General features: G+C 42.0%; 35 protein-coding genes and 2 riboswitches. Of the genes, 8 read left to right on the top strand and 27 right to left on the bottom strand.

What is annotated here, in order from left to right; translation table 11 throughout:
• Nucleotides 1–9: 9 nt before the first annotated feature.
• The 10 genes from spoIIIAE to NSQ72_RS11000 all read right to left on the bottom strand — a co-directional run bounded on the left by spoIIIAE (nucleotide 10) and on the right by NSQ72_RS11000 (nucleotide 6529).
• Entirely contained in the window at nucleotides 10–1203 is a 1194-nt protein-coding gene (gene spoIIIAE, locus NSQ72_RS10955; RefSeq protein ID WP_144490305.1) for a stage III sporulation protein AE, read from the bottom strand.
• A gap of 19 nt (nucleotides 1204–1222) precedes the next feature.
• Nucleotides 1223–1636, bottom strand: a complete 414-nt coding sequence (gene spoIIIAD / locus NSQ72_RS10960) for a stage III sporulation protein AD (protein ID WP_087978339.1) — start codon at nucleotides 1634–1636, stop codon at nucleotides 1223–1225.
• The gene (spoIIIAC, locus tag NSQ72_RS10965) at nucleotides 1633–1839 is read right to left on the bottom strand and encodes a stage III sporulation protein AC (protein ID WP_003153142.1); all 207 of its coding nucleotides are present in this window, start codon (nucleotides 1837–1839) and stop codon (nucleotides 1633–1635) included. Before spoIIIAC ends, spoIIIAD begins: the two co-directional genes overlap by 4 nt.
• A gap of 19 nt (nucleotides 1840–1858) precedes the next feature.
• On the bottom strand, nucleotides 1859–2374 hold the full coding sequence (spoIIIAB, locus tag NSQ72_RS10970; RefSeq protein WP_064497591.1) for a stage III sporulation protein SpoIIIAB: 516 nt from the start codon (nucleotides 2372–2374) through the stop codon (nucleotides 1859–1861).
• Entirely contained in the window at nucleotides 2368–3291 is a 924-nt protein-coding gene (gene spoIIIAA / locus NSQ72_RS10975) for a stage III sporulation protein AA (protein WP_024428002.1), read from the bottom strand. The genes spoIIIAB and spoIIIAA overlap by 7 nt, the downstream gene beginning before the upstream one ends.
• A gap of 66 nt (nucleotides 3292–3357) precedes the next feature.
• Nucleotides 3358–3639: a YqhV family protein gene (locus NSQ72_RS10980; RefSeq protein ID WP_039179893.1), complete on the bottom strand. Its 282-nt coding sequence runs from the start codon at nucleotides 3637–3639 to the stop codon at nucleotides 3358–3360.
• 169 nt (nucleotides 3640–3808) lie between these two features.
• Complete coding sequence (efp, locus tag NSQ72_RS10985; RefSeq protein ID WP_024422954.1) at nucleotides 3809–4366, bottom strand: elongation factor P; 558 nt, start codon at nucleotides 4364–4366, stop codon at nucleotides 3809–3811.
• 25 nt (nucleotides 4367–4391) lie between these two features.
• Nucleotides 4392–5456, bottom strand: coding sequence for a M24 family metallopeptidase (locus tag NSQ72_RS10990; RefSeq protein ID WP_338595114.1), 1065 nt, complete (start codon nucleotides 5454–5456; stop codon nucleotides 4392–4394).
• Nucleotides 5450–5893 (bottom strand): type II 3-dehydroquinate dehydratase, encoded by a 444-nt coding sequence (gene aroQ / locus NSQ72_RS10995; protein ID WP_034280247.1) that lies wholly within the window; start codon nucleotides 5891–5893, stop codon nucleotides 5450–5452. The genes NSQ72_RS10990 and aroQ overlap by 7 nt, the downstream gene beginning before the upstream one ends.
• 108 nt (nucleotides 5894–6001) lie before the next feature.
• Nucleotides 6002–6529: a YqhR family membrane protein gene (locus NSQ72_RS11000; protein ID WP_341084019.1), complete on the bottom strand. Its 528-nt coding sequence runs from the start codon at nucleotides 6527–6529 to the stop codon at nucleotides 6002–6004.
• Between the two features lie 223 nt (nucleotides 6530–6752).
• On the opposite strand from NSQ72_RS11000, the gene NSQ72_RS11005 reads away from it, so the two are divergent.
• Entirely contained in the window at nucleotides 6753–7709 is a 957-nt protein-coding gene (locus tag NSQ72_RS11005) for a DUF1385 domain-containing protein (RefSeq protein WP_039179902.1), read from the top strand.
• A gap of 38 nt (nucleotides 7710–7747) precedes the next feature.
• A complete protein-coding gene (locus NSQ72_RS11010) occupies nucleotides 7748–8143 on the top strand; it encodes an SA1362 family protein (protein ID WP_039179905.1) in 396 nt (131 codons plus the stop codon).
• Here the strand turns inward: NSQ72_RS11010 and NSQ72_RS11015 are convergent.
• The 3 genes from NSQ72_RS11015 to NSQ72_RS11025 all read right to left on the bottom strand — a co-directional run bounded on the left by NSQ72_RS11015 (nucleotide 8140) and on the right by NSQ72_RS11025 (nucleotide 10476).
• Nucleotides 8140–9015, bottom strand: a complete 876-nt coding sequence (locus NSQ72_RS11015) for a patatin-like phospholipase family protein (RefSeq protein WP_047202281.1) — start codon at nucleotides 9013–9015, stop codon at nucleotides 8140–8142. The genes NSQ72_RS11010 and NSQ72_RS11015 overlap by 4 nt on opposite strands.
• A 104-nt stretch (nucleotides 9016–9119) precedes the next feature.
• On the bottom strand, nucleotides 9120–9554 hold the full coding sequence (mntR, locus tag NSQ72_RS11020; RefSeq protein ID WP_003215946.1) for a transcriptional regulator MntR: 435 nt from the start codon (nucleotides 9552–9554) through the stop codon (nucleotides 9120–9122).
• 85 nt (nucleotides 9555–9639) lie between these two features.
• Nucleotides 9640–10476, bottom strand: coding sequence for a lipoate--protein ligase family protein (locus tag NSQ72_RS11025; RefSeq protein WP_039179911.1), 837 nt, complete (start codon nucleotides 10474–10476; stop codon nucleotides 9640–9642).
• A gap of 219 nt (nucleotides 10477–10695) precedes the next feature.
• On the opposite strand from NSQ72_RS11025, the gene NSQ72_RS11030 reads away from it, so the two are divergent.
• Nucleotides 10696–11076, top strand: coding sequence for a rhodanese-like domain-containing protein (locus NSQ72_RS11030; RefSeq protein ID WP_039183198.1), 381 nt, complete (start codon nucleotides 10696–10698; stop codon nucleotides 11074–11076).
• Between the two features lie 44 nt (nucleotides 11077–11120).
• On the opposite strand, the gene gcvPB is transcribed toward NSQ72_RS11030, so the two are convergent.
• From gcvPB to gcvT, 3 genes are read right to left on the bottom strand one after another with little or no spacing between them, the layout of a single operon-like run.
• Nucleotides 11121–12581: an aminomethyl-transferring glycine dehydrogenase subunit GcvPB gene (gene gcvPB, locus NSQ72_RS11035; protein WP_047202283.1), complete on the bottom strand. Its 1461-nt coding sequence runs from the start codon at nucleotides 12579–12581 to the stop codon at nucleotides 11121–11123.
• A complete protein-coding gene (gcvPA, locus tag NSQ72_RS11040; RefSeq protein WP_041086157.1) occupies nucleotides 12574–13920 on the bottom strand; it encodes an aminomethyl-transferring glycine dehydrogenase subunit GcvPA in 1347 nt (448 codons plus the stop codon). Before gcvPA ends, gcvPB begins: the two co-directional genes overlap by 8 nt.
• 16 nt (nucleotides 13921–13936) lie before the next feature.
• Complete coding sequence (gene gcvT, locus NSQ72_RS11045) at nucleotides 13937–15034, bottom strand: glycine cleavage system aminomethyltransferase GcvT (protein WP_058839091.1); 1098 nt, start codon at nucleotides 15032–15034, stop codon at nucleotides 13937–13939.
• Nucleotides 15035–15133: 99 nt separating this feature from the next.
• Nucleotides 15134–15227: riboswitch (glycine riboswitch) on the bottom strand.
• Nucleotides 15228–15230: 3 nt separating this feature from the next.
• A riboswitch (glycine riboswitch) is annotated at nucleotides 15231–15337 on the bottom strand.
• Nucleotides 15338–15585: 248 nt separating this feature from the next.
• On the opposite strand from gcvT, the gene NSQ72_RS11050 reads away from it, so the two are divergent.
• From NSQ72_RS11050 to sinR, 4 genes are all read left to right on the top strand, one after another.
• On the top strand, nucleotides 15586–17256 hold the full coding sequence (locus NSQ72_RS11050; protein ID WP_058839090.1) for a DEAD/DEAH box helicase: 1671 nt from the start codon (nucleotides 15586–15588) through the stop codon (nucleotides 17254–17256).
• A 14-nt stretch (nucleotides 17257–17270) separates the two neighbouring features.
• Nucleotides 17271–18068 carry a YqhG family protein gene (locus NSQ72_RS11055; protein WP_341084025.1) on the top strand — a complete coding sequence of 266 codons (798 nt, stop codon included), beginning with the start codon at nucleotides 17271–17273 and terminating at the stop codon, nucleotides 18066–18068.
• Between the two features lie 182 nt (nucleotides 18069–18250).
• Nucleotides 18251–18415, top strand: a complete 165-nt coding sequence (locus NSQ72_RS11060; RefSeq protein WP_073206269.1) for an anti-repressor SinI family protein — start codon at nucleotides 18251–18253, stop codon at nucleotides 18413–18415.
• Between the two features lie 33 nt (nucleotides 18416–18448).
• Nucleotides 18449–18784, top strand: a complete 336-nt coding sequence (gene sinR / locus NSQ72_RS11065) for a transcriptional regulator SinR (RefSeq protein ID WP_024422969.1) — start codon at nucleotides 18449–18451, stop codon at nucleotides 18782–18784.
• Nucleotides 18785–18851: 67 nt separating this feature from the next.
• Here sinR and tasA read toward each other — a convergent pair whose 3' ends face one another.
• From tasA to tapA, 3 genes are read right to left on the bottom strand one after another with little or no spacing between them, the layout of a single operon-like run.
• Nucleotides 18852–19652: a biofilm matrix protein TasA gene (gene tasA, locus NSQ72_RS11070; RefSeq protein WP_039179929.1), complete on the bottom strand. Its 801-nt coding sequence runs from the start codon at nucleotides 19650–19652 to the stop codon at nucleotides 18852–18854.
• Between the two features lie 57 nt (nucleotides 19653–19709).
• Nucleotides 19710–20282 carry a signal peptidase I SipW gene (gene sipW, locus NSQ72_RS11075; RefSeq protein WP_047202287.1) on the bottom strand — a complete coding sequence of 191 codons (573 nt, stop codon included), beginning with the start codon at nucleotides 20280–20282 and terminating at the stop codon, nucleotides 19710–19712.
• Between the two features lie 51 nt (nucleotides 20283–20333).
• Nucleotides 20334–20861 (bottom strand): amyloid fiber anchoring/assembly protein TapA, encoded by a 528-nt coding sequence (gene tapA, locus NSQ72_RS11080; protein WP_341084027.1) that lies wholly within the window; start codon nucleotides 20859–20861, stop codon nucleotides 20334–20336.
• Between the two features lie 299 nt (nucleotides 20862–21160).
• On the opposite strand from tapA, the gene NSQ72_RS11085 reads away from it, so the two are divergent.
• Entirely contained in the window at nucleotides 21161–21439 is a 279-nt protein-coding gene (locus tag NSQ72_RS11085; protein ID WP_064497648.1) for a DUF3889 domain-containing protein, read from the top strand.
• 33 nt (nucleotides 21440–21472) lie between these two features.
• Here the strand turns inward: NSQ72_RS11085 and NSQ72_RS11090 are convergent, their stop codons facing one another.
• Genes NSQ72_RS11090 through comGA form a run of 8 tightly spaced genes read right to left on the bottom strand, consistent with a single transcriptional unit; the run spans nucleotide 21473 to nucleotide 25678 of the window.
• Nucleotides 21473–21667: a YqzE family protein gene (locus NSQ72_RS11090; RefSeq protein WP_024718846.1), complete on the bottom strand. Its 195-nt coding sequence runs from the start codon at nucleotides 21665–21667 to the stop codon at nucleotides 21473–21475.
• A gap of 59 nt (nucleotides 21668–21726) precedes the next feature.
• Nucleotides 21727–22110, bottom strand: coding sequence for a competence type IV pilus minor pilin ComGG (locus NSQ72_RS11095; protein ID WP_126681600.1), 384 nt, complete (start codon nucleotides 22108–22110; stop codon nucleotides 21727–21729).
• Complete coding sequence (gene comGF, locus NSQ72_RS11100; RefSeq protein ID WP_341084029.1) at nucleotides 22107–22559, bottom strand: competence type IV pilus minor pilin ComGF; 453 nt, start codon at nucleotides 22557–22559, stop codon at nucleotides 22107–22109. Before comGF ends, NSQ72_RS11095 begins: the two co-directional genes overlap by 4 nt.
• The gene (comGE, locus tag NSQ72_RS11105) at nucleotides 22546–22854 is read right to left on the bottom strand and encodes a competence type IV pilus minor pilin ComGE (RefSeq protein ID WP_126681598.1); all 309 of its coding nucleotides are present in this window, start codon (nucleotides 22852–22854) and stop codon (nucleotides 22546–22548) included. Before comGE ends, comGF begins: the two co-directional genes overlap by 14 nt.
• Entirely contained in the window at nucleotides 22838–23284 is a 447-nt protein-coding gene (comGD, locus tag NSQ72_RS11110) for a competence type IV pilus minor pilin ComGD (RefSeq protein WP_341084031.1), read from the bottom strand. Before comGD ends, comGE begins: the two co-directional genes overlap by 17 nt.
• Entirely contained in the window at nucleotides 23277–23570 is a 294-nt protein-coding gene (comGC, locus tag NSQ72_RS11115; RefSeq protein ID WP_024422977.1) for a competence type IV pilus major pilin ComGC, read from the bottom strand. The genes comGD and comGC overlap by 8 nt, the downstream gene beginning before the upstream one ends.
• Nucleotides 23571–23586: 16 nt before the next feature.
• Nucleotides 23587–24627: a competence type IV pilus assembly protein ComGB gene (gene comGB / locus NSQ72_RS11120; protein ID WP_039179950.1), complete on the bottom strand. Its 1041-nt coding sequence runs from the start codon at nucleotides 24625–24627 to the stop codon at nucleotides 23587–23589.
• Nucleotides 24608–25678, bottom strand: a complete 1071-nt coding sequence (gene comGA, locus NSQ72_RS11125) for a competence type IV pilus ATPase ComGA (protein ID WP_084096410.1) — start codon at nucleotides 25676–25678, stop codon at nucleotides 24608–24610. Before comGA ends, comGB begins: the two co-directional genes overlap by 20 nt.
• Nucleotides 25679–25819 lie beyond the last annotated feature (141 nt).

Raw genomic sequence — 25819 nt, forward strand, 5'->3', positions numbered from 1 at the left:
GTCCCCTCCTTACTTCATCATCATGGTCAGATTACCCGCAGTAATGATGACGGTAATGCTTAAAAAGAACATGAGCGACACAACAGCAAGTGCGGCAAATATATACAGCACACTTTTTGAAATGACATCAAGACAGCTGATGATGGGTCCGCCCCCTAACGGCTGAAGGATCGCGGCTGCAAGCTTATATATAAGGGCTAACGAAAGTACTTTAATCGCCGGGAAGGCGGCAATTGAAATCAAAATGGCGACCCCAACTAGTCCAACTGTATTTTTAAGTAAAACAGAGGCGCTGATCACGGTATCCGTCGCATCTGTAAACATTCTGCCTAGGACAGGGATGAAGTTTCCGGTAATGAATTTGGCTGTACGAAGAGCGATTCCATCAGTAACCGCCGCAGATGCCCCCTGAACGGAAATGACGCCGAGAAAAACGGTCAAAAAAACGGCAAGCCCGCCAATTGCCACATTTCTTAATAGCTGCGCAAGCTGGGTGACCTTGTATTGTTCGGTCAGCGTACTGACAATGCTCAATATCGCTGATAAAAAGATGAGCGGAAGAACGACATATTGAATGAAAACACCGCTCGTGTTCATTAAAAATAAAATAACAGGATGAAAGAATCCGGCTGAGACAAGCCCGCCTGATGAAGCAATAAGCGCTAGTAAAAGAGGAATAAGAGCAAGAATAAAACTGGTCATCGTTTGAATGGCTTCTGTGGCATAGGAAATCGCCACATGAAAGCTGTTGAGTGCAATAATAATCAGTACCATATAAACAAGAGCATATGCGACTTTGCTGACGGTGCTTTGTTCAAAAGCATTTTGCAAAAGCTGCAAAAGCGAACAAAAGATGGTGAGTAAAATGAGAGTACCTAGGAGCTTTCCGTTTGCAATGACCTCGTGAAATAGATAATGTACAAAGGCTTTCAGCCATGTTTGGGGAGACAGCTCTTTATCGCCGTCAATCATTTCCTTCACTGTGCCCTTTTGGCTTTCTGGCAAAAAGCCGCCATACTCGTCCAAAATGGTTTCCCAAAAGTCACTGATGGACTGAAGCTCAAGTGCATCAGCCTGTCCATTCGCCACTTCCTGTGCTGCTGGCTGTTCATTAGATAAAGGTTCTTTTTCTTCTGCACCTGCATTCGGAGCAATCAGCCAAAAGAAAAGCATTAATCCCATTACAGCGGTCACCCGTTTCATTATCATCACCTCTTTTCATTTACGTCATGGACGGGATCATCCCTAAGATCGTCTCAATGATAACTGTTAAAATCGGGACTGCCATAACCAAGATGAGAATCTTTCCGCCTAGCTCTATTTTTGATGCAATGGCGCCTTGCCCAGCATCTTTCGTCAGCTGAGCGCCAAATTCCGCAATATAAGCAATACCAATGATCTTCAATATGGTTTCAACATACTTCATATTGACGCCGGCACTTGCTGCAATTTTTTCAATCATTGAGATAATGGCATAGATTTGATCAATTAAATAAAGGAAAATCACACATCCAGTAAAAACGACAAGCATAAAGGCGAAGGTTGGCTTCTGTTCTTTGACGATTAATGCTAAAAAAGTAGCGATTAAACCAAGTCCAACAATTTGTATGATTTCGATTTGTAAGCCCTCCCCTATCCTTGAAATAGAAATACGGCTTTAATCTTTTTAAACAAATCATCTACAATGGTTGCCACCATAAACAAAATGTAGATAAACCCAAGCAGCGTCACCCACTGAGCGTACTCTTTCTTCCCCATTTGGTCTAAAATCGTATGGAGAAAGGCCACGACGATGCCTACTCCGGCAATTTGAAAAATGACGTTTACATCAACGCCCATGCTCTCGACTCCCTTCCTCTCACATCAATAAAAGAATCAGTAACAATCCGCTTAAAAATCCAAGGCTTCTGACCATTTTTTCATTTTTCGCTTGGGCGATTTCTGCTTCTTTCTCCTCTGATTCCAAATGGCCTAAAGCAAGCTTGATGTACTTTTGCTGAGAAGTGACATCATGCTGGCCAAGAGTTTCCCCAAAGTGCTTCAGCGCCTCATATTCGCCTTTTTTCAAGACAGTCTTTTTCCAAACATCTTCAAGACTTTCGTTCCATGCATGACGTGCAGAAAAAGTCCCCACTTTCAGCTTTTCTGCAAATTGTTCAAACAGCTGACTCACAGGAGGACCTACCTGCGCTGCAATTTGCTCTGCCGCCCGCGCTAAAGGGGTTTGACCATACATAATTTCAGCTTCAAGAGACTGGAGAGCAAACCGCAGCTGCCGAATTTGTTTAGGTCTGTCGCTGTATCGTTTGGCAAACTCGAATCCTCCCCAAGTCGTGGCCGCGACAATGAAAATAGCGCCAATGAGCTTTAACATACGTCCACTCCCCGCCTCCATTTCATCTCTTGGCCGTCCCCGCCGTACATCCGCCCGATCGTACCCGGTCCATTGTTTCGATTTAATTCAACATATCGTTCAAACACACGAAGCTCCCATAACGGCTTAAATGAAGGACGTTTATATACATCTTCAAGTGAATAGCCATGAGCTGAGACGATGATGTTGACTCCGGCATGAATCGCTTCTAAAAGTGCCTCGACATCCTCGCTTTTTCCGATTTCATCGACAATCATGACCTCTGGGCTCATTGACCGAATCATCATCATCAACCCTTCAGCCTTTGGACACGCATCGAGTACATCAATCCGGTGGCCAAAATGGTGCTGCGGCACCCCTCTTATACAACCGGCGATTTCAGAACGCTCATCAATAATGCCTGTTTTTCTAGGAGGGATTGTCTTTGTGCCTGTACTAGCAAGACGTGCTATATCCCGGAGCAATGTGGTTTTCCCCGTTTGCGGGGGACCGATGATGAGTGTATTGTGCCAGTGTTCTTCATATAAATAAGGAAGAAAGGGAAGCGCAATCCCGATTTTTTCTTTTGCAATGCGGATATTAAATGAAGAGATATCTCTTAGCCCTTTGACAAATCCGTTTTCAACGATCACTTTTCCTGCAAGTCCTACCCGGTGTCCGCCAGATATGGTGATATAGCCCTGTTTTAGCTCTTCCTCAAGTGTGTACATGCTGTAATTGCTCAGCCTGCCTAATAGCTGAGACGCATCTTCCCAGGTGGTGTGATAAGAAAGGAAACGTGGTTTTCCTCCTTGCATCAGTTCAATAGGACGATCCGTGCGAATGCGGATTTCTTCTATTTGCGCCCATTCTGCCTCTTTCAGCAGTCTGAGTTCTTGTCCAATCGAGTGCGGGAGAATATCCAACAAACTCCGCAACGAATTCCCCTCCTTTTTTTCTTCTCTAAAATGTATGATGTGAGCCGTTAATTATGCCAAGCCGTTTCACTTATAGATCCCAACAAGAATAAACACGACACCAATGAAAATGAACACGAGCTTTGCATAGGATAGCTGCCCTGCAATTTGATAGATTCCAATCGTCATCGTGATAATAAAAATGAGCGGTCCGATGATCGCCAATATACTATTGATGACCACCGCTTTCCGTACATCATTTGTGATTAAAATGAGGATGGCTGCCGTCAGTTCAATGGCGGCGGATAAGAACCTCATGCCTGCCATTGCAGCGACCGACGGGTGTATGCCTGGGAGAAATTGTTTCATATAGAACCTCCAGCTTTTTTTACACTATATGCTTGACCAGCTGGAAGTAGTCTTGTTTTTCAGGAAGGAAGAGAGATGAATGAGAGAATTGAGAGAAGGCCAGTCTTGAGGAGTCATTTTTCAATAAAAAAAGGCTGTAAACACGAGGTTTACAGCCTTTTTTCGTTCATTACGCTCTTGAAACGTATGAGCCGTCTGATGTATTAATCACTAGTTTATCTCCTTGGTTCACAAAGAAAGGAACGTTGACGATTAAACCAGTTTCAGTTTTTGCCGGTTTTGAACCGCCTGATGTTGTGTCACCTTTAATACCAGGCTCTGTTTCTACTACTTCTAGTTCTACTGTGTTTGGAAGTTCTACTCCAAGTGTTTCAGCACCGTACATCACGATTTGAACAGACATATTTTCAAGCAAATATTTCAGCTCATCTTTAATTTGTGCTTCACTTAGTTCAAGCTGCTCATAAGAACTTGTATCCATGAAGACATGCTGATCGCCATTAGCATACAAGTATTGCATTGTTTTTGTTTCGATTTGAGCTTTCGCTACTTTTTCGCCTGCGCGGAATGTTTTTTCTTGAATGGCACCAGTACGCAGGTTACGCAGTTTCGAACGAACAAACGCTGCGCCTTTCCCTGGTTTTACGTGCTGGAAATCCACTACTCGCCAAATACCGCCGTCCACTTCAATTGTCAGGCCAGTACGAAAATCGTTTACTGAAATCATTTTGTCATCCTCCTACATTTCACCATCATAATATGATAAGTTCTTTCGGTGAGTGGGTCAATCGTTTATTGCCGTCAGCTGTCAGGACAATATCATCCTCAATTCTCACGCCGCCGACATCTGGCAAGTAAATCCCCGGCTCAACTGTGACGACCATTCCCTCTTCTAAAACGACCTCTGATCGTGAGGAAAGGCCTGGCGCTTCATGTACTTCCATACCTAGGCCGTGCCCGGTTGAATGCCCGAAGTATTGACCATAGCCGTACTTTTCAATGATGTCTCGTGTGATGCGATCAGCTTCTTTTCCTGTTAAGCCTGGCTTGATTCTATCCACACCAGCGTTTTCTGCTTCTAATACGATATGATAAATTTCCTTTAGCTTGTCGCTTGGTGTTCCGACAGCAATCGTTCTTGTCATATCAGAACAATAGCCTTTATAGTAAGCACCGAAATCGAGTGTCACTAAATCACCAGATTCAATTACCTTTTCACTCGCTCTTCCGTGCGGCAGGCTTGAACGAACACCAGAGGCAACAATCATATCGAATGAAGATCCTTCAGCACCTTCTTTTCTCATGAAAAATTCAAGCTCGTTCATGACAGCAATTTCCGTCAGGCCCGGCTTGATGTAAGTGAGAATATGATCAAAGGCGTGATCTGCAATCTTCGCAGCTTCCTCTAATATCTTAATCTCTTCACTAGACTTAATCAAGCGCAACTTTTCAACTGATTCAGAGACTGGAACAAGCTCTATATCATCTGCTTTGGCTGCGTACTGCTGATACGTGGCAAATGTCATATGGTTTTGTTCAAACCCAAGGCGTTTTACTCCAAATTCCTTCGCCGTTTGGGCAGCCGTTTCCACAATGTTTCCTTTGTGTTCAATGATGTCATAACCTTTGACTTGGTCCTTCGCTTGCTCTGTATAGCGGAAGTCCGTGATAAAAGCTGCCCGATCCTTTGAAACAACTGCAAGGCCGGCAGATCCGGTAAAGCTGGTCATGTACTGTAAATTAAAGCTGCTCGTAATGACAAGGCCATCGATCTCTAATTCACTTAAAAGTGTTCTTAGTTTTTCAAGTTTCATGATACTGCTCCCCCTTCACTGACTAAATAACGAATCGCCAATTTATACCCTTCTAAGCCAAGACCAACGATTTGCCCTTGGCATACTGGAGCAAGTACAGAATGATGGCGGAATTCCTCTCTCTTATGAACATTTGAGATATGTACTTCAATGACAGATAAAGAAATACTTGCAATGGCATCTCTCAGCGCATAGCTGTAGTGGGTAAATGCACCCGGGTTAAACACGACTCCATCGTACTGATCTTCTGCTTCGTGGAGCGCATCAATCAAATCCCCTTCGTGATTCGATTGAAAGAACGTTAATTGAATGTTTGCTCGTTCTGCAAACTGGAACAAATCTGTCTCTAAATCTGTCAGCGTCTTACTTCCATAAACAGCAGGCTCTCTTTTGCCAAGCCTATTTAAATTGGGTCCATTCAGTACAAGAAAATGAGGCATATGACCACTCCTTCACCCTAATTCAATCTATATTGAGATCTGTTTCTTTTTCCTTAGAAACCTTTCGTTTCCAAAAATATTTTATCATATGAATAGGTGATTTACACTTTATTCTGTCTTTTTCCCGAGTGCCCTCGCAAGCTTTTGACTCGTCAATTCATTATATTCAAACGAAATGCTGTACCCGACAAACATGCCATATAAAATATATAGGCAAAATGTCGTTACAATGGTGCTTTGCTGCAAGTCATGTACTTGCTTTACATCTGGGAAAATGGGATTAAATACGTAAAAAACGAGCAGCCATAAAAGCCCGCCATAAACCAGACCCATCCAAAAGCCTTTGATCCTTTTTAAAAGCCCATAATAAATAAAGGCGGCTCCAATCGATAAAATTCCTAACAGCATAATACTTATAAAAGTACCAAGTCCTCCCTTTTTCCACTCTCCAAGCACAAATGGCTGAAGCAGCATGTTAGGACTCACCTCTGAAAAATGGAACACATGGGTCAGAAACCCGATAAAGCCCCAAAAAACACCGCCTACAAAGCCTGTAGCAGCTGCTCTTGCCACAAGTGATGTCGTTTGCACGGACTGATTTTTTTCTTCTTGGTTTTTCTTTTCAACACGTTTCATTTGTGAACACCTCCAGCAAGTAGTATGTCCAAAATGTCATGAAAAAAAAGGATTTCCATGCGTGAGTGTAAAATTTTTAAAACAGGGTATACTGGCTAAAAAGAGGTAGATAGAATTCAAGTAGATAATCGACCTGTGCGCTAGTGATTTCCCCTCAAATCCTGTACAATAAAGGTATAAGGAAATGCATGTAAATTACAGGAAACAGGCAGGTTGATGAAATATGTCCAATCAAACAAAACCTCCAGCTTATGGAGGGCAGGCAGTTGTCGAAGGTGTCATGTTCGGAGGTAAGAAGAACTATGTGACAGCGATTCGGCGAAAGGACCAGTCCATTGAGTTTTTGAAGCTTCCCCGGACCTCCAATAAACGAACCGCCTTTCTCAAGAAAATCCCCTTTGTCAGGGGTGTTGCTGCACTTGTTGAAGCAAGCGCAAACGGCAGTAAGCACTTAAACTTCTCCAGTGAGCGATATGACTTAGATCCTTCTGAAGATCATACTCTTGAAAAAGAACAAAAAGGCTCGAAATTATCCATGATTTTCGGCATTGCTGTGATCGGAGTTCTCTCTCTTCTCTTTAGTAAATTTGTCTTTACCCTGGTACCTGTCTTTTTAGCAGAGCTTGTGCGTCCCATCTTTTCAGGGAATTTCGCACAAATCGCAGTGGAAACATTCTTTAAATTGGTCCTTTTATTAGGCTATATTTACTTTATTTCCATGACCCCTTTAATTAAAAGAGTATTTCAATATCATGGGGCAGAACATAAAGTCATAAACTGCTATGAACAGAACCTTGACATCACAGTGGAAAATGTCCAAAAGCAATCCCGTCTGCATTATCGATGCGGCAGCAGCTTTATTTTATTCACTGTCATTGTTGGAATGTTCGTCTATTTACTCGTACCGACAGATCCTTTATGGGTGAGAGTTCTGAACCGCTTGGCGCTCATTCCGGTTGTTCTGGGCATTTCATTTGAAGTGCTTCAGCTCACGAACAAACTCCGAGAAGTGCCTGTACTTAAAGTGCTTGGCTATCCTGGCCTTTGGCTGCAATTGCTTACAACAAAAGAACCTTCTGACGATCAAGTCGAGGTAGCCATTGCAAGTTTTAATGAACTTCTTCGTTTAGAGGAAGCATCTCTAAAACAAGCGTCAGATTCTGCTCATCAAGTGATCTAACTTATAAATCCGGTAAATTCCTTCGGAGGTGGACAGTTATGAATCGCCGAGTACATCCTGCTTTTACCATTATTTTCGCTTTAGGTGTTTTGGGATTTGTGTACTTACTCACAACGAACCCAGGCAGACTTTTTACAATGCTGCTGTCTGTTGTGATCATTGGAGCGGCCCTATTTTTCCTATTTAGATGGCTGATGAATCGAAGAACTGGAACAGAAGGCAATCTTTATCGCAAAGCAGTCAAACAATCAAAACGTCGCTACCAGCAGCCTAAACCAAAAACGAAAAGCCAGATGAAAAATCGGGTCACTCATTTGCGAAGCGTGCCGACTGACCACAAGTCTAAGCCCGTCCTTCTCAAAAAGAAAAGCCAAACACATTTGACTGTGATTGAAGGCAAGAAAAACAAAAAGAAGAATCGCGCCTTATTTTAAAATGTCCAGCTTTTTAAAAATTGCTCGGCCTTCTGTCTACCTAGATCGACGAGCGCCTTTTTCTTTTCTGTCATGAGTTGAAAATCAGTGGCAATGACGTGTTCTACAGGAATAAAAATAATATGACGTTCGTGTTTTGTGGCGATATGTCTTTCGTCATGAGCACCACGCATCGTTTCAAAAAGAGCGCCAAACAGTTCAAACGCATTGCGGATGGAGTGTTGTGGGCGTTCTTTTTCGTTTGGCGTTAATGTGACACCGACGAACGGTCTTTTTTTCTCTTCAGCAAACAGCCAAATTGGAAAATTGCTAAGCACTCCTCCATCTACAATGGTACAAATGCCTTTTGAAGACTTCAGTTTGACAGGTTCGAAAAAATAAGGCAGGCTGCAGCTCATTCGAATGGCCCTCGCCACGGAAAACCGCTCTGGATTTAGGCCATATGAAGGAAGGTCGTCTGGCAGTACGAGGATTTTTCCATTCGTTAAATCGGACGCAACAATTTTCAGCGAATCTTTTTTGAGGTCTCCAAACACGGTGACCCCTTTTCGTTTTAGCACATCAGTCAGCCATTTTTCCAGCCGGTCTCCTTTATAAAGACCAAGACGCCAGTAAATGGATACCCACCTAAGCATTTTGAACGGGATGAATTGACATCTTCTATCAAGCAATTGATGCTCATCCATTTCATCTAAAAGCTCCCGAATTTCCTGGCTTGTAAAACCTGCTGCGATGAGTGAAGCAATGATTGCTCCAGCACTTGTACCAGCAAGACGGACAAATTGAAATCCTCTCGCTTCAAGCGCTTCATAGGCACCAGCAAGCGCTGCCCCCTTAATGCCTCCACCTGAGAACACACCATCTATCTTCATCAAGGAGCCCCCTTTGATTTCACGCTAATAATAGTGTAGGAGCATTTGCTTTCAATTAGAACTTTAATCAAAAAGGACACCCATGCTAAGGGTGTCCTTTTTGATTAAGATTCTTGATTTGTTTGTTCGTTTTTCTTTTGAATCGCTTTCAGCTGAACAGATCGCTCATCGTTTTCTTCAAAAAATTGAACGAGATCGCCGATGCGGTCAATGCTATTCCAGCTGAGATGATGTTCAATGCCTTCTACATCATCATAAATTTTCTCTTCATCTACACCAATGATTCTTAAAAATTGCTCCAGCAGTTCATGTCTGTATACGAGACGTTTTCCAATTTTTTTGCCTTTCGGGGTTAAAATTAGACCACGATACTTCTCATAAATGAGGTATTCATCTTTATCTAGCTTCTGAACCATTTTTGTTACAGAGGAGGGATGGACAGCGAGTGCTTCTGCAATATCAGAGACTCTGGCATATCCTTTTTCTTCTATCAGCATATAAATTTGTTCAATGTAATCTTCCATACTAGGTGTAGTCATAAAACCCCTCCATAATGCACCTTTACTTAATAATCAACCCAATTCTACACCATCGTTCATTAAAAAACAAGGAGTGTCCATCGTCTTAACGCTTGTAATTCCAATCATCTGAGGCATATTTCGTTTTGGCGAGATGATGGACAAACGCTAATTCTTCATCTGTCAGCTCATAAGGTTCAAGCTCAATATTTAATCCTTTTTCAAATCCTCTTTTAAACGCAACACGCGCATCGTCTATCGTACAAGTTCGGTCTGAGATTTCATTGATGGCAACCGCTTTGTTTTTAAAGCTTCGCTGCATCCGCTCTCTTACCCGGTCGTTAGGATAAAGGAACAAATCGAATAATTTATCCTCATCAAGGTCAATTAAAATAGATCCATGCTGGAGGATGACACCTTTTTGTCTCGTCTGAGCACTGCCCGCTACCTTTCTGCCTTCTACAACAAGCTCGTACCAAGAAGGGGCATCAAAGCATACAGAAGATCTTGGGTTCTTTAAGCTTTCCTTTTCTTTATCTGTACGAGGAATGGCAAAATACGCATCGAGTCCCAGCTCTTTAAAGCCTTCTAAAATGCCTTCTGAAATGACACGGTACGCCTCTGTCACCGTTGCTGGCATTTCTGGATGTTCCTCTGACACAATCACGCTGTAGGTCAGCTCCTGGTCATGTAGTACTCCTCGTCCTCCGGTTGGTCTGCGGACAAATCCAAGACCATAGCGCTTGACAGCTTCTAGGTTGATTTCTTTTTCAACGTTCTGAAAATACCCAACAGATAATGTCGCCGGATCCCATCCATAAAAGCGGATAACAGGCGGAATGAGCTTCTCACTATGCCAATAAAGCAAGGCTTCGTCCATTGCCATGTTAAAGGCAGGGTCTTGGTTTCCTGAATCAATGAAACACCATTTCTCTTTTTGCATATAAAATCCCTTCTCTTTTACGTAGTCAATGTTAGATGATGGTGGTGACCACCGGTTTTCTCTCTTCATCAGTCTATCAAATAGGAACGGAATTGAAAATAATTCTTACCATTTATGATGACAAGTTTCTTATGCTTTACTATAATAGTATTTGTCTAAAACGTACCATCAGACAGGCTACTGTGCTGATGCTCAAGAAGGAGTCGAGTTGTATTGTCAATGTTCAACTATATCGTCCTCTCACTTTGTGGACTTTTTGTTCTTTATTCCATCGGCAGCTACATTTATCAGCAGCGCATTATGAAAACGCTGACGGAAGCAGAATTTATTAAAGGTTACCGCAAAGCCCAGCTCATTGATGTGAGAGAGCCAAATGAGTTTGAAGGCGGACATATTTTAGGGGCAAGAAATATCCCTCTTTCCCAACTAAAGCAGCGCAAAAATGAAATACGTCCTGACAAGCCTGTTTATCTCTATTGTCAAAATAATTTCAGAAGTGGAAAAGCAGCCCAAACTTTACGTAAAAATGGCTGCCGTGAGATTTATAATTTAAAAGGCGGCTTTAAAAAATGGGGCGGCCGCATTAAAACGAAGAACTAACAAAAAAGACTCTGGGAGCATGATTCCCCCTGAGTCTTTTTTCTTTATTTTCTTTCAAAAACGAGAACGGGATTCCGAGCGGCCTTTGTTTCGTCCATACGTTTCACGACGGTTGTATGCGGCGCTTCCTGCACCACTTCAGGATTCTCTTCTGCTTCTTTCGCAATTTGAATCATTGCTTCGATGAATGCATCAAGTGTTTCTTTTGATTCTGTTTCGGTCGGTTCAATCATGATACATTCCTCTACATTGAGCGGGAAGTAGATCGTTGGCGGATGGTAGCCGAAATCAAGTAATCGTTTGGCAATATCCAGTGTCCGCACACCTAATTTTTTCTGACGTTTACCTGAAAGGACAAATTCATGCTTACAGTGACGATCAAACGGCAAATCATAATGAGCGCTTAAGCGGCGCATCATATAGTTCGCATTTAACACGGCATTATCGGTTACAGCCTTTAAGCCGTCTGGCCCCATAGAGCGGATGTACGCATAGGCTCTGACGTTAATGCCAAAGTTGCCATAGAATGGCTTCACGCGCCCGATTGATTCCGGACGGTCATATTCAAAGTAAAAACGACCTTCCTTCTTTACAAGCACCGGCTTTGGCAAATACGGAATTAAATCTTTTTTAACGCCAACTGGACCTGAACCAGGACCTCCGCCTCCGTGTGGGCCTGTAAAGGTTTTATGAAGATTTAAGTGGACAACATCAAATCCCATATCTCCTGGTCTTGCTCTACTTAAAACCGCATTCAAGTTGGCTCCGTCATAATAAAGTTTACCGCCAGCTCCATGAACGATTTCAGCCATTTCTAAAATGTTTTCTTCAAAGAGGCCAAGTGTATTCGGGTTTGTAAGCATTAAAGCAGCTGTTTCTTCATTAACAACGCGGCGTAAATCTTCTAAATCAACAAGCCCGTTTTCATCAGATGCGACAGTAATGGTTTCAAATCCAGCGACTGTCGCAGATGCCGGGTTCGTTCCATGAGCAGAATCAGGCACAATGACTTTTGTACGCTGATGATCTCCTCTTGCTTCATGGTACGCACGGATCATCATGAGTCCCGTCCACTCGCCATGTGCTCCTGCCGCAGGCTGTAATGTCACAGCGTCCATCCCCGTAATTTCTTCAAGATGTTCACCTAGATCGTATAGTAATTCCAATGCACCTTGTACAGTGTCTGCCTCCTGTAGTGGATGGACCTGCGAGAAACCTGCAAGGCGTGCAACCTTTTCATTAATCTTTGGATTATATTTCATCGTACAAGAGCCAAGAGGATAAAATCCAGAATCGACCCCATGATTGCGTCTTGATAATGCTGTATAATGACGCATAATATCAAGCTCAGATACTTCAGGAAGCTCAGCATCCTCATCACGGATGTACGTCTCATCAAATAAAGACGGGATCTCCTGTTCAGGTACATCTAAATCAGGCAGGCTGTACCCAATTCTTCCTTCTTTAGATAATTCAAAAATAAGCGGCTGATCTTGTTTATTCATGGCGATCCCCCAATTCCTTGATAAACGTATCAATTTCTTCTTTTGTTCTCAGCTCTGTCACGGCTACAAGCATGTGCTGCTCAAGCTCTGGGTAGTCTAGCCCTAAGTCGTAGCCGCCGATGATTCCTTTTTCAAGCAATCGTTTATTGGCTTCTTTCACAGGCTCCTGTAACTTGATCACAAATTCATTAAAATGAGCCCCTTCTACATCCGCCTGCAGTCCATATTTTTCTGCCTGCGTCTTGGCATAATGGGCTTTTTGCACGTTTTGATAGGCGATGTCTTTTATGCCTGTTTTCCCTAGTGCCGTCATGGCAACAGAAGCAGCTAGCGCATTTAATGCTTGGTTCGAGCAAATATTTGACGTCGCTTTATCTCTTCGAATGTGCTGCTCACGCGCTTGAAGAGTCAGGACAAATCCACGAACACCATTTTCATCTTCTGTCTGCCCGACTAAACGACCTGGCACTTTTCTCATCAACTTTTTCGTCACAGCAAAATATCCGCAGTGAGGTCCGCCAAATGCCGCCGGGATACCGAACGGCTGCGCATCACCAACGACAATGTCTGCCCCAAGTTTACCAGGCGGCGTCAATAGCCCGAGTGCGAGGGGATTGCTAGAGACAATGAACAGGCTTTTTCCTTTATGTGCAATGGGTTCAATGTCTTTTAACGGCTCGACGACACCAAAAAAGTTTGGATATTGCACGAGAACTGCTGCTGTATCATCGCAGACGGCCTTTTCCAGTGCAGCTAAATCTGTCTGCCCTTTTTTCGCAGGCACTTCAACAACTTCAATGTTTTGTCCTTTGGCGTATGTTTTCAGCACCGCTCTTGATTCAGGGTGAACCGTTTCAGAAACCACCACTTTTTTCTTCTTTGTGTGTCCCGCAGCAAGCATTGCCGCTTCTGCTAGTGCCGTCCCGCCATCATACATTGAGGAATTGGCTAGATCCATACCTGTCAGCTCAGCAATCATTGTTTGAAATTCAAAGATCGCTTGCAATTCACCTTGCGAAATCTCCGGCTGATAAGGTGTATACGCTGTATAAAATTCAGAGCGTGAGATAACATGATCGACAATGACAGGCTGGTAATGATCATATACACCAGCACCAAGAAACGATGCATAGGAAACTGTATCCTTATTCTTTGCAGCTAGCCGGGATAATTCCCTGACAAGCGCTGTTTCAGATGCGGCTTCTTTGATGTTGTATGCTCCTTTGAATCTCACCTTCTCTGGGATATCTGAAAAAAGCTCATCAATCGACTGAACGCCGATGACATCCAGCATTTCTTTTTGATCTTGCTCTGTTTGCGGCAAATACCTGTGCTTCATCCTCTATTCCCCCTCGTTATTTGGCTCTTTTATAAAATGGTGTTGCGACGATTTTGGCTTTTAGACGTTTTTTGCGAACTTGTACTTCCACCTCTGCCCCAAGCTCCGCTTCTGAGGTTTCGATCAAAGCAAGCCCGACATTTTTCTTTAATGTTGGGGATTGAGTGCCCGTTGTGACAAACCCAACCTGCTTTTCTCCTGAAAAGACTGGATAATCTGTACGCGGAATCCCTTTTTCAATCATTTCAATGCCGACAAGCTTTCGCTTCAGTCCCTCTTCTTTTTGTTTTTTAAGTGCTGCTTTTCCGATAAAATCAGCTTCTTTATCCGTTTTGACAGCAAAACCAATTCCGCCTTCTAATGGAGAAATATCCTTTGTCAGCTCCTGGCCATAAAGCGGAAGCCTTGCTTCAAATCTCAAGGTATCACGTGCACCGAGTCCGCACGGTATTAATCCTTTTGGCTGCCCCGCTTCTAATAAAGCGGACCAAAGGTGGACCGCATCTTCTGACTGGCAGTAGATTTCAAAGCCATCTTCCCCTGTGTAACCTGTTCTAGAAACGAGCACTTCTTTATTTGCGACCTCAGCTTTTGATAAAAACGTAAAAGGTTTAAGCGATGTCACCTCTTCATCCGCCACCTCTTTGATGATGTCAGCTGCAAGAGGTCCTTGAAGCGCTAGCAAGGCGGTTTGATCAGATATATTTTTGATCAATACGTCATCCTTCTCTTGGTGCTTCAAAAGCCAATCCACGTCTTTATCGATATTTGATGCATTGATGACAAGTAAATAGTGGTTCTTTTCTTTTTGGTAGACGAGCAGGTCATCTACCGTTCCGCCATCTTCATAACACATGGCTGTATATAGTGCCTTACCGTCTGTCAGCTTAGACACATCATTGGTTAATAACCTTTGTAAAAAAGGAAGGGCATCTTGACCTTTGACGTCCACCTCACCCATGTGAGACACATCAAAAAGCCCTGCTTTTGTTCGAACAGCTTCATGTTCTTCTTTAATGGAAGAAAATTGTACAGGTAATTCCCAGCCCCCGAAGTCAATGGTTTTTGCGCCAAACGTTTCATACGCATGAAAAAGCGGTGTTCGTTTCAACATCAATCGTTTCCCCCTTTTTTTAGTGCAAATGCAAGCTGAATTTTCAGAAAAAAATCACAGCAAAAAAGGACAGAGCGCTCCCTTTTATCAAAAAGAGGTCTCTGTCCTTGCACCTGAAAGTTTACAGCACAACATCATTGTGCGTTTTCCCCTTTGGTGGTTTGCTAAAACGATCAGCAAACACTCTCCAGAGTTGCGTCCGGTAAGAGTACTTTTGCCTGAGAGATTCACTGAATCATTCAGCTTGCTCCTTCGGCGCCTGCCAGTGCAAAATAACCGCCAAGTCTCTCCCCATACCATCATCCGCTCATATTTTTCACATTTATTGGACATACTATCAAAATGGGTGACTTATTTTCTAGATCACTTATCAACATCCTACCATTAGAAATGGATGGAGAGCAACAGAAAAATCATTAACATTTTCAAAATAACCTTTCGATATCGTTCGCTTTTATTCATATATCTAGTCTTTTAGAGACCTCTTTAAAAATGAAGCGTTTAAAAACAGAACAATTTATCAGATCCTACTAGAAAGGCAGGCGACCACATTGAATATTCAAACGATTTTTGATCAGGAATGGGCAAATGAATTTCAGCAGCGGCTTTCATCAGACGGCCCCTGGGCGAACTGGGATATGTATCGATTAGCGACGCAGGTTCAAAAAGTCACAGCCATTGATTCATTCGAGGGGCTGCAAGCTCCTGCGCACCTGCCTGCATTCACACCTTTACAGCACCAGCTCGAAGTAGCCAGAAGAGTCGTAGAAGAAATGAATGGGAAAGCCATTCTAGCAGATGAAGTGGGACTAGGGAAAACCGTAGAAGCAGGACTCATTATCAAAGAATACATGATTCGTGGACTTGCCAAAAAAATTCTTATTCTCGTCCCCGCCTCCCTTGTATCTCAGTGGGTACAGGAGCTGCGGACGAAATTTTATATTGATGCTGTTGAACAAAAAAAGAGCTATGTGTGGGAGCAGTGCGACGTTGTCGTTTCTTCCATTGACACAGCCAAAAGACAGCCGCATCGAGACACGATTTTATCGATTGCCTACGATATGGTCATTATCGATGAAGCACACAAACTGAAAAACAATAAAACGAAAAACTATGAATTTGTGAGAAACCTGAATAAGAAGTTCTGTCTGCTGCTGACAGCGACACCTATTCAAAACCGGATCGGAGAAATATTTAATCTCGTTTCCCTTCTGAAGCCGGGCCACCTAGGAAATGAACATCAATTTAAAGATATCTTTGCCAAAAAGGACTTGCAGCTTGAAGACCATGACCGATTAAAACAGCTCGTCAATAAAGTGATGATTCGAAACCGAAGACAAGACACAGGCATCGAGTGGACAAAACGACATGTCAAAACGATTTCCATTGATTTTTCTCCGACAGAACAAGCATTGTATGATGAAATCTGCAAGCTGAAAGAGAATCCGTCTTATACAAAGCATATGTTTTCCATTATGACCTTGGAACGAGAATGCTGTTCAAGCCGTGAGGCAGTTTATATGACGATTAAAAAAATGCAGGAAGAAGAAAAGCATATTCTCGGCTCTTCTGCTATAGCGCAAATCATGGAGAAAATCAATCAAGTGGAGCAAAACTCAAAGGCGCTTGAAGTGGTCAAACTCATTCAACAGTTAAATGAAAAAGTCATTATTTTCACCGAATACCGCGCAACACAAATTTATTTACAATGGTTTCTACAGCAAAATGGCATTAGCTCCGTGCCATTTCGTGGCGGCTTTAAGCGGGGTAAAAAAGATTGGATGAAAGATTTATTTAGAGAACGGGCGCAAGTGTTAATTGCTACAGAAGCTGGCGGCGAAGGGATCAACCTTCAGTTTTGTAATCAAATCATTAACTACGACCTCCCGTGGAACCCGATGCGTTTAGAACAGAGAATCGGACGTATCCACCGCCTTGGCCAAGAACGAGATGTCCACATTTACAATATGGCAACAAACGGAACAGTTGAAGAGCATATTTTAAAGCTTTTATATGAAAAAATTCAGCTGTTCGAAAACGTCATAGGCGATTTAGATGATATTTTAACGAGAATTGATATTGAAGAAGTCGAAACAGAGTTGCATCAAATTCTCTTCCAGCATGAATCTGATGGAGACATGAAAAAGAAATTAACCCAATTTGCTTCTTATTTAACTGAAGCACAAACACCACTTTTAGAAAAGAGACAGCAGGGCTCATAAAGGAGAGTTGATCAATGGAGCAGCATGACATTCACACCTTTCTTCTCCGTTTTTTCAAGGCGAATCAATGCAGCATATTAGAAGAAAGTGCAGGACATATGACCGTACAGCTGACAATCGAAATGGATAAATTGATTATGAACCGTCCTTTTTATTGGCACTGGCTTGAAAAAACTGGCGGTATACCTGAACCGCGGCAATTGACTTTCATCACAGATCAAAAAAAAGCGGGTGATACGGTCAGTGGTGAATTCATCCATTTCGGCTCCCCCCGGTTATTTCAAATATTTGAGGCGGTCAAACAACAGGGCCGTTTTATCCGGCTTTATGAACGAGTCAGCCCGCTCACGAACAATCAGATCGCACTTGAGCCATGGCTTGGTCTCAATGTAAAAATTTCTTACCTTGCAGACCGGAAGAAGGATAAGCTTTTATCATTAGGACTCCATCTTATACGCGGAGAAGTCATTGAACAATTTCAAGAAAAGCTGGAAGCTCGTGAGCTGTCGTCTCAAATTCCCGATTATTGTTTTACGATGAGTACAATGATTAAGCCAGAAAGCGGAATCAAACGGCTCTACAGCCTTATGGAACGTTATGCCCATGAGGAACCGGACGACTGGGCAGTGCGAGCCGTTCAAAAATGGAAAGAAGACTCCGAACTTTTAAACCAATTTTATGAAGGGACTTCAGACACATCTGTAGAATATGAAATAGAAAGGCAAGCACTCAAAACTTTATACGAACCAAAAATCAGTCTTACGATTGAAAATGGCGGACTTTTTTACTTACAGCAAAAAAGAGGAGGTTGACCCATAGTACCCTCCCCTTTTATGTGACTTACAATTTTCGATCAGTCTAAAGCTAAGTTTGTCTGTTTGTATTGGGCGGAAACATGACGCAAGCAAACTATGAGGTCTTACCACCTATGTCTTTCCATTTCATGCGTTAAGTGCCTGAAATACATGATTCAGTATTTTAGGAGGGTATTTGTATGGAAAAGAAAACGAACAAATTAGACAGTGAATGGGTTCAATTATTACGTGAAGCTCGCAAGGCAGGACTAACAGTTGAAGAAGTCCGTCATTTCCTCAAATCAAATGAAAAGTCCTCTGAGTCTCCCCCTCTGGTAAGAAGTCATTCTATCAAACCTTTCTGAATGTGCTATAATATCGAAAGGAAGGTGATGACATTGATTGGCCAGCGTATTAAACAATACCGCAATGAAAAAGGCTACTCACTATCAGAACTGGCCGAAAAGGCTGGGGTAGCGAAGTCTTATTTAAGCTCAATAGAAAGAAACTTGCAAACAAACCCCTCCATTCAATTTCTTGAAAAAGTCTCCGCTGTTCTGGACGTCTCGGTTCATACACTTTTAAACGAAAAAGATGAAACCGAATACGATGGTCAATTAGATAGTGAATGGGAAAAACTAGTTCGAGATGCAATGACATCAGGGGTTTCGAAAAAGCAATTTCGTGAATTTTTAGATTATCAAATCTGGAGAAAAAAGCAAGAAGAGGAGTAAAGCGCACGTTTTAGCGCATACTCCTCCAATTGCTATGCAGATCTTGATATCAGCCTAAAGACTGGCTTTATTTTTTATCTTCGCTGTGTGCTTTTTCGTTTTCTTTCACGTAGCCTTTTTCATCCGTATGCTTTTTTGGATTGATCGTTAAACCATTCCACTGAGTCGCTTCGAAGGAAAGATCAATTTGAATCGCATCGCCTTGGTATTTATTTTGGATATAGTGACCAGCTTTATCCTTCGTCTGGTCATTGATAAATTCAATGGTCATTTCCACTTTATCGTAATCAAACGGATTCTTTGGAATGCCGTCATACTCTGGAGCCACTGTTCCATCAACAGTTGCTACATTAATTTTCCCACTTTCATGTAAAAACTTCTCATCGACGGCATGACGAAGCTTTTCAAATGCGGTCTGATCCTGTTTTGACGTTAATTGATGCAAGTCAAGCAGGTTTGCATGGTCTAAAATAATGTTTTTCGGATAACCATTTCCACCTTCGGCTCCAACCGTCAGAACACTCACCTGAAACTGACTGAGAAATTCTTCAGCTGTATTCTTACCGCCATTCTTCGCGGAAGATCCATCTGTAAACTGGCTATAATCAAGACTCATCAGCACTTGGTTTATCGCTAGTGATCCCTTATTATCAAAATGAAATTCTTTCTTGATCCGATCACCAGGTTTTAAGTTCGAAAGGTTGATGGCGCCGGAGTTCTCTTTAGCAGATAAATCCAGCTCTCCTGTCGAGTAGACCGCATTTGCCTTTTCAAAATCATTAAACGCCGCCCATGTTCCCCCGCCGATTAATGCAAGACCTAAAGCCCCTGATAATACACCTAAACGAATTGATTTCTTCATTGCCATGAATAATAAACCCCCTAATATTTTGTTTTATTGAAACCTGATTAGGTTACAAACGATTTAAGCTTGTTCCTCTGACATATGTACATCAGCCGTGTGTCTACGGTGTTTCGCTGCGCCCACAAAATGAATAGTTGAATAAACAAGCAGCATGACACCCGGTATAATAAGGAGCAAAGCAGTTCCAGCTGATGTCCCTGCATACGAAAGAAGCTTTCCTGCATAAGGAATGTTCACTCCCATATACTGCGCAGTCACCTGATCCGCTTTTACCAGCGTGCCGTCCTGATACATATTATTGTCACCCTTCGTCTCAAACGCTTTATTTGCATCCTTTCCTTTCACCCCAACAATTCGGTGGGTCACAAAGGACTGATCCTGCTTTGTTTGGAACGTAATAATATCTCCTTTTTTGAGCGTCTCAGGTGAGGCGACCTGCTTTACAACAATCAGTGACCCAGCTGAAAATTCTGGTTCCATCGAACCTGATAATACTTGCTTCAATTGATAACCGAAAATCTGAGGTTCTCCTCCTGTTGTTCTTGATGACAACACGACAATAATTGAGGCTATCATCACCGTGAACACCACCACATAAAGAATACTCCCAGACATCTTCATCCATTTTTTCATGACCCCTTCTCCCCTTCGCCTATCATTTCTCGATTTAAAAGACAGCTCCATTTAGGACGCCTTTTCTTGACACTTTGAGAGCACCATCTGTTTAGACCAAAAGTACGCCTTATCAGATGCGCCAAATCCTTTAGGATAAAAGATTTTAAATGCATAGATTCCATTTGTTTTTGCTTTATCTGTCGTGACAGTCGCTGTTTCTTGCGACAATAGGGACTTTATGGAGCCCTTTTCAAGAATATGACCATCTTGTAATGGCTCCTGACCATTTCCCACTTTATGTAATTCCCACTTCCATTCAGAGTACGCAATAGGCTGTCCACTATTTTTTAGTGTCATGCTCAGCCTTTGAGGTGCGCAGACTGTTCCTTCGATCATCGTTTGATCCACAAGCTCCAATTGACTTTGATCCCATTTTTTAGGCTGACAATGCTGATCTGTCTGTTCAAAGTTTTCACATGTTTTCATAACAAAATTTTTGTGCTCGACATCGTTATAAGAGGCATTCGTTGGTGTCATGAGGAAAGATGTCAACATCAAACAAATGGCACAAAAAAGGACAAAGAGCGACTGTTTCATTAATCCCTTCAACTCCTTGAACGGTTGTTCTTTAAAAAGAACGATTATATACAGTATAAGGAAATACCTATAAAACCCAAAACGTCAAATTAGTTCATTTTGTTCTTAAACAAGAACAATTGCGAGAAAATTCTTCCATTTTCTCATTCTTTCGCCATATTCAATATTTTTTTGTGTGACATTTGTACTTCTTAAAACTTACATAAAAATGTAGGATTTGGTCAGGATATGAAGAGGTGAGGTGATGTTAAGTGAAATATGGAAAAATCATAATCATGCTCAGTTTACTGCTGAGTCCTATGATGCTAGACGTCAAACCTGTGGATGCGAGAGGTTTGACTGCCGCCACAGACCAATGGGAAATGCGAGCAGTCAAAGAAGCTAAAAAAAGATACCCGCTAACGCAAGTCTTATTTAAACAAAAAGTATGGGACCGCCACCGCGATAAGGAATCTGTAAAACAGTATCATATTACGTTAAAAGACCATACAAAGGAATTTGGGGTGTTTGTCACCATTTCCTATAATCCTTACTCAAATAAGGTGAATAAAGTGATTGTTGTGGAGGAATACAACTAAAATGGCATAAAAAAACCGCCTGCTGGCGGCTTTTTACTTTCGTCGATGTCGCTGACGTTTTTTAAGCATCATGGAGAAGCCAAACGGCAGAACCCCAAATAATCGCTGTGAAAACGGCGGTTTTGTTTCCATTTTTTCTTGTTTGTGTTCCTTCCGTTCGTCTCGTGGTGTATTCATATATTTAATGATTTCCTGCGTCATATATTTTACATAGTCATTTGTTTTCAAGCAAATTCACCTCTTCTTCCTTCAAGTGTTACCAGAAAGAGGATGATTTTATACACTGGCTAATCAGGGTTTGCCCATCTCATGATTTCACCGGTCTTCCAATCCAGCATCAGCTCCCGCTCATCGGATAAGCCATCCTTTGTTTTCACCCTCACCAAAGCGAGGACACGTTTTTTCTGTTGATCGCATTTCATCTGCTTCAGTGTCACATGCCCTTCTTCTGTATCAATATAGATCTTCTGCTTTTCACAAATGCGTTTTACTGAGCTGGCAGCTTCACTCACACCCACCCTAAAAAGATGCTGTTTTTTATAAAAAGAAATCGTGAGCTCTGCACTTCTCAGCTCTTTTTGAAAGCCCATCGTTATCGCTCCTAGGATCAAGAGAAAAAATAGGATCACAGCAAGCACATGCGGATAGATAAACCCTTCCTCTCTTTTCACGATTTAGGAACCACCCCTTTATATGTGAAAAAAACGGCTTCATGAACCTTACCAGATCCATCTGTGACTTTCAGGATGGCTCTATACTGACTCGTTCTCACCTGAAATTGTTTCACCTTGTGCAATAAAGGAAGATGTCCAGCTTGATCCGTACGTTTTCGAAGCATCTCTTGATATGGCTCAATCGTTACTACTCGCCCTTGATCAGATACATACTCTAACGCATTACCTCCTTGCACCGATCGAACTGCCGTTGCACGGCTTAATTCCTCATCTAATTGCAGGACAGTCTGTTTCCACTCCATTTGTGAAAATCGGTTAATCTCTTCAAAAGGAAGGGCTTTCTCAGCTGTTGAAAAGATCAGTACACAGCCAAAAGAGAGGAATAAAAATAGCTGCAATTGCCACAAAGCCTGGACAAGGGTAAAACCTTGTTCACCGTTCCGCAAAGCATATCGTCTGCTTTTTTTGCAATTTGTATGATACACATCCCTTCTCTTTACTCCAATTGAATACATATGTGTTGTCGCCTCGCTTCTTTTTGACAGAAGATTTTTTACCTTCTATGAACGCTTCATTCATCTGTTCATGCAAGATTTGGTAAGCATCGAGTTTGGCTCTTACTTCCTTTTTCCCCATCATGATTTTTTCATAGGCCGGCATAATCACAACGGATGCAAATAGGAAGATATGACAAGCAAACAGCGTTTCAATCGTACTAAACCCTCTATTGCTTTTGAACATGGATTCGCCCGCTTCCTAAATAAATCGTGAGTTTATACGTTTGACTGCCAAATTCGACAATGAGAGATCCACCGCTGCTTGGATGTCCGTTTTCATTAAAATAGATACCTTGCCAGAATGTAGAAGTCTTGATGCTGCCCTTTTTATGCTGATCAGAAGCAATGACTTCGTTACTCTTTTGATCTATTACCTGATAAGATACATGCGGCGGTTGGATCTCAACATGCACACGTGTTTTTTTGATAAATGCAGTATATGATGCCAATTGAAAATCTTGTTTCATGAGGTTTACTTGTCTTTTGGCTTCAGCGCTTACTATTAAATTTGGGATTTTCATTCCTATGATCGACAATAGAATCGATAGAACTAGTAAGATCATTAGCTGCTCTATGAGGGTAAAACCCTTCTCATGTAAAAGTAATTTATTCATGCTTCACGTTGCCGTTTTGAATGACAATCGCTTTTCCATTAGGACAGGTTAATCCCTTTTTAACATAACCTTCTTTTTCTAACTCAGCTAAAGATGGCGTCTTCCCATCATGCTCCAATTCATACGCCATCACTTGTGTGCTGACCATTGATTTGAGCCCTTCACAGCCCTTTGCTTGAATTGCTTGGTGATGACGTGTGATATTCGGTATGGTAATGAGTAAAAGAATGGATATCACGAGCATGACAATTAACATTTCTAACAGGGTAAACCCTTTATCATTCATGTCTTTGTCCTCCTTCTTACACTTGCTCCATTAGTTGATACATTGGTAAAAGAATAGATAAATATACGATGAGTATAAGAAGTGCCGTCACACCATAGATCACCGGCTGCAGCCAAGACATCCATTTTTCAATTTTCAGCTCTGCATTCTCTAATAGAAATTGGCTGTACGTGTACATTTCTCTTGCTAGCATCCCGCTTGCTTCACCATGTTTGATGATGGCTGCAAAATGTTTTTCGAAAAAAGGACTCTCACTTACTTGATGTGCCATGCTTTCTCCTTTTCTTAACTCATCCATCATTTGTTCACCTATTTCTTGAAGAAAAGGTAAGTAGCTTTGCTGTTTAAAAGCTTGCAAACCCTCGTACATCGATAATCCAGCCTGAAGCAGTCCGCTTAGCTGAAGAGAAAAAAGGTATGTATGCATCAGCTGCATCCCTTTATATAAAAAAGGCAGCTTACTCATCACCCTCAATTTCTCAAGCGTCGACTTTTTCCTAAAAAACAAAGCATAATAGCCGGTAAGACAAATACACAGACAACTGGTGATGAGCAGAAAAGCATGAAGGAATTGAAACATTCCAAACATTCCTTGAATCAGCCAAGACATGCGGGTATCCATCGATGAGTACAAAACAGAAAATTGAGGAATGATCATATTCTGAACGAGTATCAGCACGACCAAAACCGTGAAGATGAGGAAGAGCGGGTAACGCAACATGCGTTTAAACGTGTCTAACTGCTTGACTTTTTTCTCTAAAAAACGGGCGCTTTGTTCTAAAGCACGGGCTAGACTGCCATGCTTCTCAGAAAAACATAGTATGGCGATGACTTCCCGCTGAAAATGGAGTCGCTCGAGCACCACATAAAAAGGCTCGCCTTCGTGCAGCCACTGAATACCTAGTTTTAATTGCTGCCGCTGTTGTTTTGATAACTGGATATTCACCATCACTAATGCCTCAATCAATGTATATCCAGCCTGAATTAATTGAGCCAGTTTTGATAGGCATTCAGCTTGGTCCTTTTTAGACCATACTTTAGAGGCTCGCTTCTTCATAAACCCAGCGATGGTAAGTGTTTTTTGATAAATAGCCGAGTGCCACTCCTTTACGAATTAATCTTTGCAGTGTTTCATATGACGAGTGAGCATATTCTCCTTTAGCCTCCTTGATACACTCACCAAGCTCTTTTCCGAATAGCAGTTCAAATACATTTGTTCGTCTGATCGGTCGATTTAATTTACAGTAAAGCTGACATGTTTCTCCGCAAAAAGGACAGGTGAGCTCGATTAATCGCTGGGCAGCAATCGCAACCATCGTTTGCTCAAGTTCATTCATCGTGACACCAAATTCAAGCATACGATAAAGGGCTCCTTTTGCATTTTTTGCATGGAGCGTACTCAATACTAAATGGCCTGTCAGTGCTGCTCTAATCGCCGTTCTGGCCGTTTCAGCATCTCTTATTTCTCCTAGCACAATCATATCTGGATCATGTCTTAAAATAGCGCGTAATCCTGCGGCATATGTGATGCCGGCTTTTTCATTTACTTGAACCTGCAGCACTTCTTCATTTCTTGTTTCCACAGGATCTTCAAGCGTAATAATATTTCGGTTGAAATTCTTTTTTGCAAACTGGATCAGTGAATAGAGGGTTGTTGTTTTCCCCGAATTGGTTGGACCGGTAAATAAAATAAGCCCATGCGAATGCTTCAAAAATGACAATAACCTGGCTGAAGCTTTCGGAAATAGTGACAGGTGTTTTATTTTCGGAACATGATCCTGCGGCAATATTCTAATCACTAAACTCTCATCATTTACAGTTGGTAAGGTAGACATTCGAATAAACACCTGGCCGCTTCTTAGCACCACAGCTAATGACCCATTTTGCGGTCTCCTTTTTTCCCCGATATCCATAGAAGATAAAAATTTAAAATGAGCAATGAGCCGCTCGCCGGTTTTTTTATCAATGGTTCGCTGCTGGATTAAATCTGAGTCTACGCGGAAAGATACCAACGCTTCCTTTTCTTTTGGGACAATGTGCACATCAGATGCTCTCATGCGGCATGCTTCTTCTAGCAGCTCTTGCCTTAAATATTCAATCCCATACAAGTGGATCACTCCTTTCATTGATCACATTGTAGAATGGAGGAACCTGAATGACAAAAGAGCATTTTATGATTTTCATGACTAATAAAGCATGAAAACCCTCAACTCAAGATGCATCACATCATTTTTTAGAAAAGAGCATAT

The sequence above is a fragment of the Bacillus sp. FSL R5-0659 genome, from assembly GCF_038008785.1.
GTDB classification, from domain to species: Bacteria; Bacillota; Bacilli; order Bacillales; family Bacillaceae; genus Bacillus; species Bacillus safensis.

Excerpts from the sequence above, each read along its gene's own strand:
- spoIIIAE (WP_144490305.1), bottom strand. The coding sequence starts at position 1,203 with ATGAAACGGGTGACCGCTGTAATGGGATTAATGCTTTTCTTTTGGCTG.
- spoIIIAC (WP_003153142.1), bottom strand. The coding sequence starts at position 1,839 with ATGGGCGTTGATGTAAACGTCATTTTTCAAATTGCCGGAGTAGGCATC.
- spoIIIAB (WP_064497591.1), bottom strand. The coding sequence starts at position 2,374 with ATGTTAAAGCTCATTGGCGCTATTTTCATTGTCGCGGCCACGACTTGG.
- NSQ72_RS10980 (WP_039179893.1), bottom strand. The coding sequence starts at position 3,639 with ATGAAACAATTTCTCCCAGGCATACACCCGTCGGTCGCTGCAATGGCA.
- efp (WP_024422954.1), bottom strand. The coding sequence starts at position 4,366 with ATGATTTCAGTAAACGATTTTCGTACTGGCCTGACAATTGAAGTGGAC.
- aroQ (WP_034280247.1), bottom strand. The coding sequence starts at position 5,893 with ATGCCTCATTTTCTTGTACTGAATGGACCCAATTTAAATAGGCTTGGC.
- NSQ72_RS11000 (WP_341084019.1), bottom strand. The coding sequence starts at position 6,529 with ATGAAACGTGTTGAAAAGAAAAACCAAGAAGAAAAAAATCAGTCCGTG.
- NSQ72_RS11005 (WP_039179902.1), top strand. The coding sequence starts at position 6,753 with ATGTCCAATCAAACAAAACCTCCAGCTTATGGAGGGCAGGCAGTTGTC.
- NSQ72_RS11010 (WP_039179905.1), top strand. The coding sequence starts at position 7,748 with ATGAATCGCCGAGTACATCCTGCTTTTACCATTATTTTCGCTTTAGGT.
- NSQ72_RS11015 (WP_047202281.1), bottom strand. The coding sequence starts at position 9,015 with ATGAAGATAGATGGTGTGTTCTCAGGTGGAGGCATTAAGGGGGCAGCG.
- mntR (WP_003215946.1), bottom strand. The coding sequence starts at position 9,554 with ATGACTACACCTAGTATGGAAGATTACATTGAACAAATTTATATGCTG.
- NSQ72_RS11025 (WP_039179911.1), bottom strand. The coding sequence starts at position 10,476 with ATGCAAAAAGAGAAATGGTGTTTCATTGATTCAGGAAACCAAGACCCT.
- NSQ72_RS11030 (WP_039183198.1), top strand. The coding sequence starts at position 10,696 with ATGTTCAACTATATCGTCCTCTCACTTTGTGGACTTTTTGTTCTTTAT.
- gcvPB (WP_047202283.1), bottom strand. The coding sequence starts at position 12,581 with ATGAATAAACAAGATCAGCCGCTTATTTTTGAATTATCTAAAGAAGGA.
- gcvPA (WP_041086157.1), bottom strand. The coding sequence starts at position 13,920 with ATGAAGCACAGGTATTTGCCGCAAACAGAGCAAGATCAAAAAGAAATG.
- gcvT (WP_058839091.1), bottom strand. The coding sequence starts at position 15,034 with ATGTTGAAACGAACACCGCTTTTTCATGCGTATGAAACGTTTGGCGCA.
- NSQ72_RS11055 (WP_341084025.1), top strand. The coding sequence starts at position 17,271 with ATGGAGCAGCATGACATTCACACCTTTCTTCTCCGTTTTTTCAAGGCG.
- NSQ72_RS11060 (WP_073206269.1), top strand. The coding sequence starts at position 18,251 with ATGGAAAAGAAAACGAACAAATTAGACAGTGAATGGGTTCAATTATTA.
- tasA (WP_039179929.1), bottom strand. The coding sequence starts at position 19,652 with ATGGCAATGAAGAAATCAATTCGTTTAGGTGTATTATCAGGGGCTTTA.
- sipW (WP_047202287.1), bottom strand. The coding sequence starts at position 20,282 with ATGAAAAAATGGATGAAGATGTCTGGGAGTATTCTTTATGTGGTGGTG.
- tapA (WP_341084027.1), bottom strand. The coding sequence starts at position 20,861 with ATGAAACAGTCGCTCTTTGTCCTTTTTTGTGCCATTTGTTTGATGTTG.
- NSQ72_RS11085 (WP_064497648.1), top strand. The coding sequence starts at position 21,161 with ATGATGCTAGACGTCAAACCTGTGGATGCGAGAGGTTTGACTGCCGCC.
- comGE (WP_126681598.1), bottom strand. The coding sequence starts at position 22,854 with ATGTTCAAAAGCAATAGAGGGTTTAGTACGATTGAAACGCTGTTTGCT.
- comGD (WP_341084031.1), bottom strand. The coding sequence starts at position 23,284 with ATGAATAAATTACTTTTACATGAGAAGGGTTTTACCCTCATAGAGCAG.
- comGC (WP_024422977.1), bottom strand. The coding sequence starts at position 23,570 with ATGAATGATAAAGGGTTTACCCTGTTAGAAATGTTAATTGTCATGCTC.
- comGB (WP_039179950.1), bottom strand. The coding sequence starts at position 24,627 with ATGAAGAAGCGAGCCTCTAAAGTATGGTCTAAAAAGGACCAAGCTGAA.